This is a genomic window from Lentibacillus kimchii (assembly GCF_042666895.1).
Classification (GTDB): Bacteria; Bacillota; Bacilli; order Bacillales; family Amphibacillaceae; genus Lentibacillus; species Lentibacillus kimchii.
This window is the reverse complement of the sequence record NZ_JBHTGR010000018.1, coordinates 1-12,987: the sequence shown is the minus strand read 5'-3', so window position 1 is coordinate 12,987 and position 12,987 is coordinate 1. Positions and strand designations below refer to the sequence as shown.

The window sequence follows — 12,987 nt, the reverse complement described above, 5'->3', positions numbered from 1 at the left end:
AAAGCAGCAGCAGGCTGCTTAGAGGAATTTTAAAAAAATACACATTAGAAATTCTGCAGGTCTTTGCGTTTTTAATAAGAGCAATTATGAAATTGATTCATATATATGAGAAGAATGATTTAACTCTGTTTTACACCATACCAACCGCCCCCTTTAATGTTTAAAAGCCATTAAAAACCTAAGCATATATCATGCTTAGGTTTCATCAGCAACAGGATCGCCCCATTTGTTTACGTTTATGTCGTTAGCTTTACTGTTGAAATGTTCCAGCAGGCCATGAGCGATATGATGTATTTTTTCTATATAAACCTTGTCATCATTCTCTTTCGGATAACCTTGTTCAATATCTTTGTGGGTTAGTTCAATAGCCTTTTCTAATTTTTCTTTTTTATCATCGTCTTTATCATAATCGATTTTTTGTAATTCTTCTTCGGTCTTTTTGACTAATCTTTCAACCATATCAGGATTATAGGGTTTGTCAGTTTCAAATGATTGTTTCAACATCGCCTTTGCGATACTTTGATGTGCTTCATACAAATAATGATTTGATGGATATCTCTCTGGATCATTTTCGCCATCAGCCACAAGTGAAGTTAAATGGACAGGATCACTCATGTACGAATCATCGTTTGTTTCTGTATTATTGTCCGTTTGAACCTTGCTGTTTGTCTGATCTGTCGAGAAAATAAATAAAGCTATGGTGGCCACCGATATAACACCAACAGACATTATTACTTTTTTCATACTATCCCTCCCAATACTTTATATATTGCTTGAAAATTATAACAAAGCTTGCTGAATATGAATATATCTCCAAAAAAATTATGCGGCCGTTGGATAATAGGGGGGTGATATGATGTTTTCATTCCTGCTCGGAATATACGGGCGCATGATGCAACGGTAATTGATCCAGCTTCCAATTGATCCTACTCGATTAAGTGGGTGTTCTGGCCATTTGAGAAGCTCTCATTAAATGCCACGACTTCACCATGTAAAGATATATGATCAAAATGATCAGTCGCATATCTTAGGAGACTATCCCCTAGAGATTTTCACCAATTTGCGGTACAATAATAATCACGATCAGATGAGAGTGCCCATCTATACGCAGTGATTTATAACGCTTCGCTTCATAAATCACTGCGTATTGACGATGGGTTTCCTGCGGGGGCTTTGGATAATGGTAAAGTCGATGGAACGACTTTATTTATTTAAACACTAATTTTAAGGCAGGTGATTGATTTGTCTAGCGGTTATTATATGTTCGATTGCCAAACTGTAAATAAGTCAAATCAATCAGCTGTCGCTATGGCTTCGTATCGTTCAGGCGAACAATTATATTCGATGCGAGATGGCGAAACAAAAAATTATAAAGATCGTTTTGTTGAACCTGAATCTTTTATTATGAAACCAAATCATGCTCCCGATTGGACGCTTGAACGTGAGAAATTATGGAACGAGGTTGAACGTTTTGAAACGCAAGAAAATGCTCAAATAGCTAGAAATATTGTTATGTCTTTACCCAATAACATGACCGAAGAACAACAACGTGAAGCAACCGAGGACTATGTTAGAGAAAATTTCACAGATGATGGCATGGTTGCTGATGTTTCCATCCATCGTGATGATGTTAATAATCCTCATGTTCATATGCTATTAACGGCTCGAGCATTGAAAGAAAATGGTGAGTGGGAAGAACGAAAATCTAAACGAGTACCTAAGCTAGATGAACATGGTAATCAGATGTATAACGAAAAGGGTTGGAAACAAACCAAGTCCATCAAATTGAATGACTGGGATAGTAAAAAGAAGCTGCTTCAATGGCGAGAAAATTGGGCGGAAAAATTAAATGAGAAGGCCAGGAAATACGATTTAGAACAAACATACAGTGCTAAATCTTATGAAGAACAAGGTCTCAGTAAAAAACCCCAGATACGTTTGACAAGAAACGAATATCAATTAGAAAAACGTAAGAAACAGGAATCTGAACAGAACGGTGAAAGGTATCAGCCCGTTACTTATTATGCTCAAAGAAACGAAGAAATTAAACGCTATAATGACCAACATCAAGACGTTATTCGTCTTGAAGATTATAAGCAAAAAGCAGATTTAGATAAACAATTAAAAGAGCTGCGCCAGAAATCCCATCACGATGAAAATAAGATACAAGCAACGAATTTATTAGTTCAACGTGCTAAGGGTTATGTTGATTTTCAAATAGCGAAACAGCTTCATCAAGAATTTCATGATAATCATAATAAATGGAAGCTGAAACTTGAACGAAACGAAACATTAATCAAAGCTAAAAAGAATCTCTATGCTGATTTAATGGCGAAACATAAAAAGCATCCAGAAGCCGTTGAAAGTTACGGTTTTTCTTCTAATCATTTCAAAAAAGACATGAAACAAGAACTCCAAAATACCAAACAAGAGGAACAAAAGTTAGAAGAAGAAAAAGATAAATTTGAAGAATTACGTCAGGCAACGGTGACCGGTTTGGATTATCAAAAAGAGTTATTAGATCGGGAGTTTGCCGCCATATATGATGAAGCATCACTTGATGACTATCGTTATGATGAAAAGTATTTTGCGATGCAATTAATCAAAGATCATAACATCCTGTTACCTGAAGATAAGATCAAAACTGAATTTCAGTTCCAGGACAAAGAGCAGGCCTATCATCAGCACTATACGCCGGTTTGGAAGCAAGCTAAAGATATGGCAACGTCTCTTGAAATATATAGCCGGACCATTACGAAATTAGAGAATAAACAAACGAAAGATATGTCTCCTGAAGATTATAAAGATACACAGATTAAACTTAAGGCCTATCAAGCATTAAAACAGGATTATGAGGCTTATTTAGAAGAGATAGCCCCTATCATAGATAATCAAATTGAGCATTTAACTGATGATCCTGAAATGAATCGTGCTGATATGCAGGTTAAGGTAGCTGCTTTGGAAGCCTATGATCAATTAGAAGCATCTGAAAAAGCTAATTTTCATTTCAAATCCTTTGCTGAAGAATTGCAGCAGAAATATGAGCAAGAATCTCAGTACCTTAAACAACAAGGTCGAGGTCAGGATGAACAAAACGAAGAACGAGAACAGCTTAATCATAAGGAAGCTGCCAAATCCAAAGATATATCAGATGGTTTATTTGATGTCTTGGAGTCTCTGTCACAGGAAAGAGATAATGATCAGGACTTTTCGAAAAGAGACCGAACGAAGGCCTTTAGACGGAAAGCATCAGATGGACGTGAATTATAGATGGAAAGATCCTAATAAATCCGAATAGGAAACAGGGAAAATTGGACTGTACATAATCAGTCCAAAATCAACACCTACGAGGTTTATGATAAACATCAAGATACGTATGAAGATACGAAAAATAGTTGTTTTCAGTCACACTTGATGGCTTATTATAATCGAAAATCTTTCAAGCTGTTTTTGATGTCATCCTCCTCAATGCCAATATAACGCTTGGTGATGTTCTGCGAGGAGTGATTGAAGATCACCATAAGAGTTACAATATCCTTCGTTTGCTGGAAATAGTGATATCCGAAGGTTTTTCGCATGGTGTGGGTGCCCACGTAATCATAACCGCACTTTTCCCCAGCAGCTTTTAAGATGCGATAAGCCTGAACGGTCGACATCGGTTTTCCTGTACGCTGACTGGCAAACAGATAACCTTCATTTGGTTGATCCCCCAGATACTCGGCAATATCAGCCATGACCGCATCTAAATGGACAAGCCGTGATTTGCTTGTCTTACCTTCCTGGATCTTAACACTGCTTCGGCCCTTCACATCTTCAATCCGCAGCTGTAATAAATCGCCAATCCTTAGACCTGTATTAATGCCTAAACTAAATAATAAGTTATTGCGTTTCGGATACGTCGTCTGGTTGAGTGCTTCACGCATGTTTTGAATCTCGGCTGTCGAACGTAGTGGCTCGACGTTTTCCACGACCTGATCGCCCATGAAAATCCCTCTTTTTTAGTGTATGGTAACCTTAACTAGTTAAGGTTACCATACATGTCCTAAAAGGTCTAAAAGAAAAGCCTGGCAAATGGGGATTTGACATGTAAGGTTTTAGCAAAACATTACATGTGATAACCGCTCTACTTATATCTTTATTTTTCCCTTTAGTAAAAATAATGTTTAACAACTACAAACTCAAATGTAGGTTAATTATACATTTTAGGTAACATATAATTGACAAAATAAAAATATAAGTTACAATTAAATTGAATTCTAAGGGGTGATTCATTTGAAGCAAACCTTTATAAAAAACAGAGTTAAGATTACTCGTATTGAAAAAAGAGAGGATTTAACACAAGGAAAATTAGCGAAATTAGTGGGAGTAACCCGTCAAACAATGAATTTAATTGAAACACAAAAATATAACCCAACTATCCGTGTCTGTTTGCTTATAAGTGAATATTTAAGGACTTCCCTGGACGAACTTTTTTGGATAGATGATTCATCTGACGGAGGTGTTTAAATGCCAAAAAGAGTTATATGGATGCTAATTAGTGGTGTTATTGCCGCTACTATTTTAAGTATTATTTTAAAGGAAATACAATGGGGTCCCTTAGTAGGGATCATACTAGGCGTGTATATATCTGAATATTATAGGGAGAAAGAAGGTACAGAAGAAATTGAAACTGACGAAAGAGTTAATAATAATATTAAGCAATTCATGATCTTTATATTCAGCCTATCTTATACACTGCTTATCATTTACTTACTCATGGGCAAATATGTAGTAAAACAGGGGGTAGCTATCGAACCGTTATTTTTAATTTTATATCTTTTATGCACGTTGTTTATTGCTTTCTTCATAGGTCCTTATTTTATAAAAAGAAAGTGATAAATTACTAAGGCAGAGAAATGAAAAATACTCCCCCTTCTATTTTAAGAAAAGGGAGTATTTCCTATTAGAAGCACTTGTTAACGCAACTAATCATTACGCTAGCCTGTCCACTTGCTGCAAATGTTAAACAAGGGGCACAGCCTACAACTGTTGCACATGCTGGAGCGCACGCTGCTGCAACCGCAGCATAGATCCAATTAGCTACTTTGTGCTCTTTTAGACAATCAAGAATACATGAAAACCCTTGAACCTCAATACCATCTTGGGTCACTAAGTCATCCTTAACTAAAGCCCCATTTTCGTAGTAAATATAGCGAACATTATTATTAGATTGTAAATAAATGTGAATTTCTCTTGTTGCCTCTTGATTCAGATTTCTATCAAACTGGATAACATACTTTCCATGGGCATTTTCTTTCGAATTATTAATTGGGAAGTTAGCAACGAACTTTATTTTACCTGAAATATTTAATTTAGATATTGTAACAGAGTCAAATTTGATATCTCCCTTAGGTTCGACACTTCCATCTTCAATCAACAATTTGGACTCCTGTGTCGCTTGTTTAATTTCATCTTCAGAAACCTCTAACATAGATTCCCTTAAAGCAACAGCTAAATCTTCTGCTGTAAAAGACATGATCTCCTCATCTCCTTATAGTTTAATATTTGATTGCAATCAATGGAGGTGGCACTCGGAATTGAACCGAGAATCAAGGTTTTGCAGACCTTGGCCTTAACCGTTTGGCTATGCCACCAAATGCCTTGTACTGTATAAAGGGGCATGACTTTCTTCAAAAACAACCACTTTTAAAACTTTTTTATGAAAAACTAAATTTTTTCTGCCAATCTGGTCCGGAGTTCCATAAGGATTCTTGTTAGATCTGAAATCCAGTGATTGTATGAAATCGTCTCCCTTCTCTTCCTAAAGGGGAATGAGAAAGCCAATTATCAACCATTCAAGACATTTTTTCTTTTTCACAAGGGAAGGATTGCCCTTTTCCCTGACAGAGAACGAATCCCTGATCCGTCAGCTCAGCCTGCATAGCTTTGAGTTTCCTCGCCAATAAAACACAAACATCCTGATAAAAGGCTTTATCCTCACTGGCGCAGCATTCAATTTGGCTGGCCATATGAACGTAAGTCGTTAACACCCGGTAATACCGTTGAATGGCCCGTTCACTGTATGATGGCTTCATGTTTCATTCCTCCCTAATCTTCATTTTGCTGGAGCATTCGTTTCAGTTCTTCGATGGTGTTGATCAGTTTGCTAAGCTTTTTCTCAAAATGCAGTAAGAAGTAGGCAACGAGCACGATAGGAAAACCAACATCCCGCAGCAGCGTCACCCAAACAGACAAGTCCTGACTCAACATAATCCCTTCTTTCGCTAGAGAATTTTGATGCTCGTATATCTAAAAGGGATACAAGTACCGTATTTATCAACCTATTTTCTAAATTTGTCTATTTTTACTGAAAAAATCATGATAAGCTGGAATGAACGGAACATGTGTTCCTATAAATTTAACAAAGTGGTTGATTTTTGGATATTTCATGTCCCTTTAATAAGTGAGGTGATACGTATGGAGAGGAGCAAAAATCAATGTCATGAAAGCCTTGAGACATTCCAGCAAAGGCATCCCAGGTTTTTTCAGCAGCCAGTCGTTCAGTCCTTTCTGCGGAACGAAAAGCACCGGGAACTTGTGAGACAAGCCATTTGTTTTCCAACAAGACAAAATATGCGGCTGGTAGATGAGGCGTTTCAAGCCTTTTACAGCAATGTGAGAGCGATATCATATTTAGCTAAAGCCGTTCATTCGCAGGCGATTGATTTTGATAAGGTCGCCCAGAAGCATGCTAGTCGTGAAATGCTGACACTGGATCAGCCCCTAAGGGCGGAGGAATATGGGGAAGGTGCTACGCACAAGGACATGCTTTATCAGCCGTCATCTGACATGACTGGCATAATAGCTTGCGAAACAATGGACGACTATGTTAAAGATCCACCCTTATATCAAGCCATTCAAAGCCTGACGCCCAAACAGCAACAAATCTTAACATACAAGTATGTTCGCCAACTGTCGAATAAGGAAATTGCTGATCAGTTCGGGGATTCACCGCAAAATGTATCCATGCTTCATCACAAGGCATTGCAACATTTAAAAAGCCAACTTAAAAAGGAGCCTGATCGTTATGATGACAACTGAAACAGCCCTCAAGCAATTACAGCCTAAAGTCCAAAAGTCACTTTATTATGCCAAACCTCAGGACCGGGAGGACTTAGAACAGGAATTAAACCTTAAAATCATTAAGTGCACCCATGATGACCTTTTGGAAAGGACACCGGGATTCTGGGAGTTTGCTGCGCGATTAGATTAGCAGAGAGAATCTTCTTAAAAACGCGTGTGCCTCCACATGTATGTTGTTATTCCAACATGAGACTGAGGGAAAGCCTTAAACCACGATTTTGTGTATCATCTTTCAATATATCAGACATAATATATATAAAATATATACAATGTTATATGGAGATGATATAATGAATGAAAATGGTATGGGAGGATTTCATATGACGACAACCGCCCAAAAATGGGGAGGAAGCACCGGCGTTCGGATTCCTCAGCATCTAGCAAAGAAGTATGGTATCGCTCCTGGAACTAAAGTTCAAGTATCTGATGATGGCGAAAAAGTCGTTTTAAATCCTGTGGAAGATAAGCCGACATTAGAAGAACTTGTAGCTAAGTGTACACCGGAGAGCAGCCATGAAGAAATTGACTTTGGCGGACCGGTTGGAAGGGAACTTATTTAATATGTCATTTGATGAACAAACAAAGAAACAAGCATTTGAGAAAGTCGATAGAGGGGACATTGTTTTAATCAATTTTGATCCTCAATCGGGGAAAGAAATAACCGGTAACAGGTATGCGGTTGTTCTTTCCCCGAATCTTTTTAATGCTAATACGGGATTCGTCTCATTATGTCCTATAACTAATACCAAGCGAGGATTTGGTTACGAAGTAGATATTCCTGAAGCTGAAGTGGCCATTCAAGGGAAAGATAAAACCTTCTATTTATCAGGTGTCATCTTGACTCATCAATTAAAAAACTTAGATGCACGTTCTAGACGATTAAAAGCTGTAGGTCATATGCCAGATGAAGTTATAGAAGACTGTATAGATCGTGTTAGTACATATTTGTCTTAAAAGACAGAGCATAAACGCCCTGTCTTTTTTCGTATATATTTGGATTTCACAAACATTACATCAAAAAACGGACAAGTTTGGAATTGCCCCCGATTAGGCTCATAGTCGTTATATATGTTATAGTAAGAATTAAAGAAAGTAATAACACAAGGAAAATGTATAACAAAACCAAAACAGGAGGCATACTATGGCGACAGAGGCAAGCAAGGAAAACAGGAGTGTGACCCATATGGATCATCAAAAAAAGCGTGTTACCGTATCATCTAAACGCCAAATCAGCATTCCCAAAGAGTTTTACGACGATCTCAATATCAAAAACGAAATCATTATGGAAAAGATCAATGATAATCTTGTCATCAAGCCAGCCGATTATGATAACTATGAGGATTTCACCGAAGAAATCCTTCACGATTTAATTGCAGAAGGTTATCCTAAGGACGAGTTGGTAGACAAACTGAAAGAGCGCAAACAGAAGATGCAGCCGGCTCTGGATCGTCTTATTGCCGATACAGACAGTGAAGAAAGCATGACCATCGATCGTCTTTTTACAGATGACGCGGAGGATTAAAAGTATGTACCACCTTGTCATTAAAACACCTGCGAAAAAATATATAAAAAAGCTTCAAAACAAGCAATTGCGATCGCTGTATCAAAACGCCTTTGAGGATATTAAAGCTAATCCATATACAGCTGGTAATCTCAAAAAGGGCGATATTGCAGGGATCTTTGTTTATGACTTTTCCTATCAGGGGACTGAACACAAGGTAGCTTATACGGTTGACGGTCAAACCATCACGTTTCTGCTTGCAGGCACACATGAAAATTTTTATAAACACCTGAAACGGTACTGGCAATAAAATCAGCATGGTTTTTGGTGTCTTGTGTACATTGATGACTCATATAATGCAATATTTGTTGCATTAAAGTAAGGATCTCGTGTACACCTTATTTAATACAACCATTATTGCAAAGGATAGATAATTGATGGCGCTCTATAACGTGCGGGATGCTTTGAAACTGCTGCAAACCTATAAAATAACGAGTCATGAAGAAAGTGTGCGCCGATGGCTGCGTCAGGGCTATATTAAAGGGATTCCACCTGAATCCCGCAAAGAAGGATGGCTGATTCAGGAAGAGAATCTGCTGGACTTCATCCGTGCCCGTATGCCGGAGAATATAACACTTGATCCATCTAATACAACAAATAATGCAAAAGAGGATACTCGGGATGCCATTCGTGCGGAAATGTGGTGGGAGCTCGTCCGGAAAAACCTATTTGAGGATGCTTTGGAAGTTAAGAAATCTTCAGTACGTGCATGTGTGGAACATATGGGCTTTTCCAAAGCATTTGAAACCTATGCCTGGGGCTATTTACAGCAGAACAAACGAGGCTATGCCACACCGCGCATTCCCTATCTTTTGGAGGCTGCTTTGTTCGATGGTCATCGTATAAAGCTGGATACAGCCTATGAAGCTAAAGAGGAACAGATCTTATTTGCGGTACTGGAACATTTGCGGCAAGAGAAAGTAACATAACCCTGTTGTTCCGGTCTATAAAATGTATGAAACTAACCCTTTTATTACATTTTTAATACAACAAATGTTGTATTAAAATAACGGTTTAGCCTTAAGGCGATCGGGCCAGCTCCTTAAGTTATTAAAAAAGAGCTGATAAAGTTATCAACTCCTTGATACTAAATAGCTCATATTGGTTGCTTTTTTTCGACGATGCAGCATCAGATAAAATAAGCTTAACTTTTTATGATCTCTGTATGTGCCTCTATCGATTCCATAATAAGAGATTGTATACCTGGCTGTAGTTGATCGACTACTTTATAGCCTCTGGCGTTAATATCTAAAGCTCTTATTTGAACACTATCGATGATTCCCTGCACATGATGATATTTCGTTTTTAATGGAATATCGGTTACATACTTTGATTCTCTGGAGGTAATAGGCAGTGCCCAAACAAATGAGCTATTGGCATTCACCAGGTTATTGCTAATAATGACGCATGGTCTATTTTTACCTTTTTCCCGGCCCTTAGTTGGGTCTAAATTAACGATGACAATATCGAATTGATTTACCATAATTCTCTTCCCCTGGGTTCATCATCAAAAATTTCGGATTCAGTGTAAGAACCACCATATCTATAAAAGTTTTGTATTTGCTCCTTAAAGGACTCCGCTTCCTTTTTCTCGAAAACCAATTTCCCATCTTCGATATGATAATCTAAAATATCCCCAACTGCAAAACCAGCCTTGTATAGCGCTTCTTGATTTAACGTAATGGCTTGACTGTTCCCATGCTTGAATACCTTGGCTTCTTTATTAGCCATCATCATCACCTCATATAAAGTATAGCAAAAGTATACACTTTTGTATATACTTTTGCTCATTTATATATATGTACGTTTTAACGACGCTAATGGTAAGCATCTCTATAATCGAAAAACAGCGGGCATATCGTCATGCAATTCCTGTTTAAATCGTTTCAGCAATGAAGTTGTGATTTTTCGTTCAGCTTTTTGGCGTATTTGTCTGATACGTTCTGGTGTGACGTTATATATGGCACTGGCTTCTTTTAAATTAACTTTCGGATGAGTTACCCCGTATAAATCAGCCAAAATCTTTTGTTCTCTTTCTTTTAGAACGTGCTTTTCAGCATTATAAACTTTAATAAAACGCCTAAATTCCTCGGATTCTGGATCATCCAATATTTTATAATACGGTTTAGGTTGGTGAAAGCCAGGGATATGATTAGGACTTCTAGGGGAATTCACCATATCCATGAAGAAAATGACATCATCGCTTGTTATTGTTCTAGCCGTCAATTAGAGTCCCCCCTTCTTATCATTATTAGTGACTTTTTGCACCAGATGTGATCAGTCATCATCTTTTTTGAATAAACGAGAAAAGAATCCTCTTTTTGGTTTTTCCTCTTGGGATTCCTCAGCTGCGGCAATCTGTTTTTTAGTTTCCAACTTATCCTCCATGGACTGAAGCAAAGCCTGGTCACGTTCTTCTAACCGTGTATTTATGTATTCCTGCTGCTGGCTTAACTGTTCTGACTGCTTGTCCAGCCTATCGGATAGCTGACTAATCAATTCATTCTGTTTACTTATCATGTCGCTTTGCTCTTGAACCATACTTTTCAGTTCCTCTATGTCGCTATCATTCAATGATTCGTCGCTATTTATATCATTCGTCATGCTGCTATCCTGATCCATAGAAACCACGTTTTGTACGGATTGTTCCAGCGATACACCGCTATTATTACCCGATATTATATTACGTAGCGTTATTATATCCTCATCACGGTAATAGCGATGCCCTTGACTATTGCGCCCAATCTTATAACCATACTGCTCTAATAATGCGCTATATTTGCGCAATGTTGCCGGCTTTAACTGTAGCATTACTGCCATATCTGCCGGGCTATACACCTTCATACGCTCACCGCCTTCTCAATTCATTCTAGCGATATAGCGATAAAACGTAAATATATATTACCCCCCTGCAGGAAACCTTTTAAATGCAGTTTTCGTTTTAAAACCATTGCGTGTAGATAGGCCACTCCCTTCTGGTCATGATGTTTCTTAAGAAACGAAAGAGAATCTTCAAGATTCATCATAGCTAAATAATTTAACCGTGAATATGCTCCCATTTTTTTAAGGAAAACGGTCCCCCCCTTGTTAATTTACAAAAATAAGGATACTCCCATATAAGTATACAAATGCTTATCAATTTGCTTTTTATGTTTTCAGGATCGATACCACTTGCAATCCAACTAATAGGGCGTATTTTTGATTATTTTAGTATTCTGGAACTGCTGGATAAGTTAGTCTAGTAATCATTGTGATGATATTCATGATAGATAATCTTGCTCCGCCATAAAAAAACAGCAACTCTATGAGCTGCCGTTTCCTCTATCAAGTGTTTAGCAAATGTTGTCAAAATTTCCGCCTGATGATAGTATTTAAGTTAACAAATCAAAAATCCCTGTCACAGAAAGTCCGGCAAGACAATTTTTGTAAGACAGGGAAATCCGATAAGCTTCAATATGTTTAATTGTATTCTTATTGTACACGAGAAGACATATCTTGTAAAGATTGAAGCCTTCGATTTCTCTGTTAAGTTCGGACGAGCTGTGACAGGGATATGGGAGGTTTTTTTAATGTCTAATAGATTTAATATTTATGATGAATATAGAGACAAATTCTATCGTCTGCCTAAAGTGTTTTTCACCAACGATACATACAGCAACCTATCAAATGATGCCAAAATGGCCTGGGCCATTCTCCAAGATAGGCTAGAGCTATCAAGAAAGAATGGCTGGATTGATGATGTTGGCGATTACTACTTTATTTTCTCCAATAAAAGACTAGGTGAACTAATAAATTTAGGCAAAACAACGGTTGTAAAAGTTAAAAATGAATTAGTCGATGCAGGATTATTAGAACAAATACAGCGTGGCTTAAATAAAACTAATCTGCTTTATTTAAATAAACCAGAAGTTACTAAGGATGATGTTTACTACATAAATGAACAAGAAAAGACCTCTGAATCCAGTCGTGACAAGGAGGTTCAAAATCTGAACTCCCGGAAGTTCAAAAATCGAACTCCCAGAAGTTCAGAAAATGAACTTCAAGAAGTTCAAAAAATGAACGAGAATGATACTGACCTTAACGAAACTGAATTTAGTGATAGTGATGATGATGAGAATAAAAAAACGCGCGTAAGCATTCGTGAAGAACTCACCCAACTGACTGACACCAATCCGCATCTTAAATCGTTATTCGAACATCTGAAAAGCGAGATGCTAGACCCCTATATTGTTCAGGACATTTTGACGGAAATGCTCGATCAGCACATGCTAGATTATAGATTAATAGATGCCCGCAACCAGCTG

Annotated in this window: 20 protein-coding genes and 1 tRNA gene; 11 read left to right on the top strand and 10 right to left on the bottom strand. The window is 37.6% G+C overall.

The features are described 5' to 3' along the window. Positions 1–195: 195 nt before the first annotated feature. Complete coding sequence (locus tag ACFQU8_RS08665) at positions 196–744, bottom strand: hypothetical protein (protein WP_382358816.1); 549 nt, start codon at positions 742–744, stop codon at positions 196–198. A gap of 498 nt (positions 745–1,242) precedes the next feature. On the opposite strand from ACFQU8_RS08665, the gene ACFQU8_RS08660 reads away from it, so the two are divergent. Next, positions 1,243–3,270 (top strand): MobA/MobL family protein, encoded by a 2,028-nt coding sequence (locus ACFQU8_RS08660; protein ID WP_382358815.1) that lies wholly within the window; start codon positions 1,243–1,245, stop codon positions 3,268–3,270. A gap of 152 nt (positions 3,271–3,422) precedes the next feature. On the opposite strand, the gene ACFQU8_RS08655 is transcribed toward ACFQU8_RS08660, so the two are convergent. Further along, on the bottom strand, positions 3,423–3,983 hold the full coding sequence (locus ACFQU8_RS08655; RefSeq protein ID WP_382358814.1) for a tyrosine-type recombinase/integrase: 561 nt from the start codon (positions 3,981–3,983) through the stop codon (positions 3,423–3,425). A 289-nt stretch (positions 3,984–4,272) separates the two neighbouring features. On the opposite strand from ACFQU8_RS08655, the gene ACFQU8_RS08650 reads away from it, so the two are divergent. After that, complete coding sequence (locus ACFQU8_RS08650) at positions 4,273–4,506, top strand: helix-turn-helix transcriptional regulator (RefSeq protein ID WP_382358813.1); 234 nt, start codon at positions 4,273–4,275, stop codon at positions 4,504–4,506. After that, positions 4,507–4,875, top strand: a complete 369-nt coding sequence (locus tag ACFQU8_RS08645) for a hypothetical protein (RefSeq protein ID WP_382358812.1) — start codon at positions 4,507–4,509, stop codon at positions 4,873–4,875. A gap of 67 nt (positions 4,876–4,942) precedes the next feature. On the opposite strand, the gene ACFQU8_RS08640 is transcribed toward ACFQU8_RS08645, so the two are convergent. The 4 genes from ACFQU8_RS08640 to ACFQU8_RS08625 all read right to left on the bottom strand — a co-directional run bounded on the left by ACFQU8_RS08640 (position 4,943) and on the right by ACFQU8_RS08625 (position 6,246). Further along, positions 4,943–5,515 (bottom strand): hypothetical protein, encoded by a 573-nt coding sequence (locus tag ACFQU8_RS08640; protein WP_382358811.1) that lies wholly within the window; start codon positions 5,513–5,515, stop codon positions 4,943–4,945. 43 nt (positions 5,516–5,558) lie between these two features. Further along, positions 5,559–5,633, bottom strand: a tRNA-Cys gene (locus ACFQU8_RS08635). Between the two features lie 201 nt (positions 5,634–5,834). Beyond that, the gene (locus ACFQU8_RS08630) at positions 5,835–6,074 is read right to left on the bottom strand and encodes a hypothetical protein (RefSeq protein WP_382358810.1); all 240 of its coding nucleotides are present in this window, start codon (positions 6,072–6,074) and stop codon (positions 5,835–5,837) included. Between the two features lie 13 nt (positions 6,075–6,087). Continuing rightward, positions 6,088–6,246, bottom strand: coding sequence for a YvrJ family protein (locus ACFQU8_RS08625; protein ID WP_382358809.1), 159 nt, complete (start codon positions 6,244–6,246; stop codon positions 6,088–6,090). Positions 6,247–6,456: 210 nt separating this feature from the next. Here ACFQU8_RS08625 and ACFQU8_RS08620 point away from each other — a divergent pair, with 210 nt between their 5' ends. From ACFQU8_RS08620 to ACFQU8_RS08590, 7 genes are all read left to right on the top strand, one after another. Further along, positions 6,457–7,080 carry an RNA polymerase sigma factor gene (locus ACFQU8_RS08620; protein ID WP_382358808.1) on the top strand — a complete coding sequence of 208 codons (624 nt, stop codon included), beginning with the start codon at positions 6,457–6,459 and terminating at the stop codon, positions 7,078–7,080. Continuing rightward, the gene (locus ACFQU8_RS08615) at positions 7,067–7,252 is read left to right on the top strand and encodes a hypothetical protein (protein WP_382358807.1); all 186 of its coding nucleotides are present in this window, start codon (positions 7,067–7,069) and stop codon (positions 7,250–7,252) included. Before ACFQU8_RS08620 ends, ACFQU8_RS08615 begins: the two co-directional genes overlap by 14 nt. 190 nt (positions 7,253–7,442) lie before the next feature. Beyond that, positions 7,443–7,682 (top strand): AbrB/MazE/SpoVT family DNA-binding domain-containing protein, encoded by a 240-nt coding sequence (locus tag ACFQU8_RS08610; RefSeq protein WP_382358806.1) that lies wholly within the window; start codon positions 7,443–7,445, stop codon positions 7,680–7,682. Continuing rightward, positions 7,636–8,076, top strand: coding sequence for a type II toxin-antitoxin system PemK/MazF family toxin (locus tag ACFQU8_RS08605; protein WP_382358805.1), 441 nt, complete (start codon positions 7,636–7,638; stop codon positions 8,074–8,076). The genes ACFQU8_RS08610 and ACFQU8_RS08605 overlap by 47 nt, the downstream gene beginning before the upstream one ends. A gap of 187 nt (positions 8,077–8,263) precedes the next feature. Beyond that, positions 8,264–8,644: an AbrB/MazE/SpoVT family DNA-binding domain-containing protein gene (locus tag ACFQU8_RS08600; protein ID WP_382358804.1), complete on the top strand. Its 381-nt coding sequence runs from the start codon at positions 8,264–8,266 to the stop codon at positions 8,642–8,644. 4 nt (positions 8,645–8,648) lie between these two features. Next, positions 8,649–8,933, top strand: a complete 285-nt coding sequence (locus ACFQU8_RS08595) for a type II toxin-antitoxin system RelE/ParE family toxin (RefSeq protein WP_382358803.1) — start codon at positions 8,649–8,651, stop codon at positions 8,931–8,933. A gap of 127 nt (positions 8,934–9,060) precedes the next feature. After that, on the top strand, positions 9,061–9,612 hold the full coding sequence (locus tag ACFQU8_RS08590; protein WP_382358802.1) for a hypothetical protein: 552 nt from the start codon (positions 9,061–9,063) through the stop codon (positions 9,610–9,612). Positions 9,613–9,827: 215 nt separating this feature from the next. Here the strand turns inward: ACFQU8_RS08590 and ACFQU8_RS08585 are convergent, their stop codons facing one another. The 4 genes from ACFQU8_RS08585 to ACFQU8_RS08570 form a co-directional block, all read right to left on the bottom strand. Beyond that, positions 9,828–10,166, bottom strand: coding sequence for a type II toxin-antitoxin system PemK/MazF family toxin (locus tag ACFQU8_RS08585; RefSeq protein ID WP_382358801.1), 339 nt, complete (start codon positions 10,164–10,166; stop codon positions 9,828–9,830). Beyond that, entirely contained in the window at positions 10,160–10,414 is a 255-nt protein-coding gene (locus ACFQU8_RS08580) for an AbrB/MazE/SpoVT family DNA-binding domain-containing protein (protein ID WP_382358800.1), read from the bottom strand. The genes ACFQU8_RS08585 and ACFQU8_RS08580 overlap by 7 nt, the downstream gene beginning before the upstream one ends. 102 nt (positions 10,415–10,516) lie before the next feature. Further along, the gene (locus ACFQU8_RS08575; RefSeq protein ID WP_382358799.1) at positions 10,517–10,909 is read right to left on the bottom strand and encodes a sigma factor-like helix-turn-helix DNA-binding protein; all 393 of its coding nucleotides are present in this window, start codon (positions 10,907–10,909) and stop codon (positions 10,517–10,519) included. Between the two features lie 51 nt (positions 10,910–10,960). Beyond that, positions 10,961–11,527: a helix-turn-helix domain-containing protein gene (locus tag ACFQU8_RS08570; RefSeq protein WP_382358798.1), complete on the bottom strand. Its 567-nt coding sequence runs from the start codon at positions 11,525–11,527 to the stop codon at positions 10,961–10,963. A gap of 725 nt (positions 11,528–12,252) precedes the next feature. Between ACFQU8_RS08570 and ACFQU8_RS08565 the strand changes: the two genes are divergently transcribed. Continuing rightward, positions 12,253–12,987: replication initiator protein A (locus tag ACFQU8_RS08565; protein WP_382358797.1), on the top strand; the 735-nt coding region annotated here is incomplete at its 3' end.

What these genes read in the sequence shown, in the direction of transcription:
- ACFQU8_RS08665 (WP_382358816.1), bottom strand. Translation starts at nt 744, where the DNA reads ATGAAAAAAGTAATAATGTCTGTTGGTGTTATATCGGTGGCCACCATA.
- ACFQU8_RS08655 (WP_382358814.1), bottom strand. Translation starts at nt 3,983, where the DNA reads ATGGGCGATCAGGTCGTGGAAAACGTCGAGCCACTACGTTCGACAGCC.
- ACFQU8_RS08645 (WP_382358812.1), top strand. Translation starts at nt 4,507, where the DNA reads ATGCCAAAAAGAGTTATATGGATGCTAATTAGTGGTGTTATTGCCGCT.
- ACFQU8_RS08640 (WP_382358811.1), bottom strand. Translation starts at nt 5,515, where the DNA reads ATGTCTTTTACAGCAGAAGATTTAGCTGTTGCTTTAAGGGAATCTATG.
- ACFQU8_RS08630 (WP_382358810.1), bottom strand. Translation starts at nt 6,074, where the DNA reads ATGAAGCCATCATACAGTGAACGGGCCATTCAACGGTATTACCGGGTG.
- ACFQU8_RS08620 (WP_382358808.1), top strand. Translation starts at nt 6,457, where the DNA reads ATGGAGAGGAGCAAAAATCAATGTCATGAAAGCCTTGAGACATTCCAG.
- ACFQU8_RS08615 (WP_382358807.1), top strand. Translation starts at nt 7,067, where the DNA reads ATGATGACAACTGAAACAGCCCTCAAGCAATTACAGCCTAAAGTCCAA.
- ACFQU8_RS08610 (WP_382358806.1), top strand. Translation starts at nt 7,443, where the DNA reads ATGACGACAACCGCCCAAAAATGGGGAGGAAGCACCGGCGTTCGGATT.
- ACFQU8_RS08605 (WP_382358805.1), top strand. Translation starts at nt 7,636, where the DNA reads ATGAAGAAATTGACTTTGGCGGACCGGTTGGAAGGGAACTTATTTAAT.
- ACFQU8_RS08600 (WP_382358804.1), top strand. Translation starts at nt 8,264, where the DNA reads ATGGCGACAGAGGCAAGCAAGGAAAACAGGAGTGTGACCCATATGGAT.
- ACFQU8_RS08595 (WP_382358803.1), top strand. Translation starts at nt 8,649, where the DNA reads ATGTACCACCTTGTCATTAAAACACCTGCGAAAAAATATATAAAAAAG.
- ACFQU8_RS08590 (WP_382358802.1), top strand. Translation starts at nt 9,061, where the DNA reads ATGGCGCTCTATAACGTGCGGGATGCTTTGAAACTGCTGCAAACCTAT.
- ACFQU8_RS08585 (WP_382358801.1), bottom strand. Translation starts at nt 10,166, where the DNA reads ATGGTAAATCAATTCGATATTGTCATCGTTAATTTAGACCCAACTAAG.
- ACFQU8_RS08580 (WP_382358800.1), bottom strand. Translation starts at nt 10,414, where the DNA reads ATGGCTAATAAAGAAGCCAAGGTATTCAAGCATGGGAACAGTCAAGCC.
- ACFQU8_RS08570 (WP_382358798.1), bottom strand. Translation starts at nt 11,527, where the DNA reads ATGAAGGTGTATAGCCCGGCAGATATGGCAGTAATGCTACAGTTAAAG.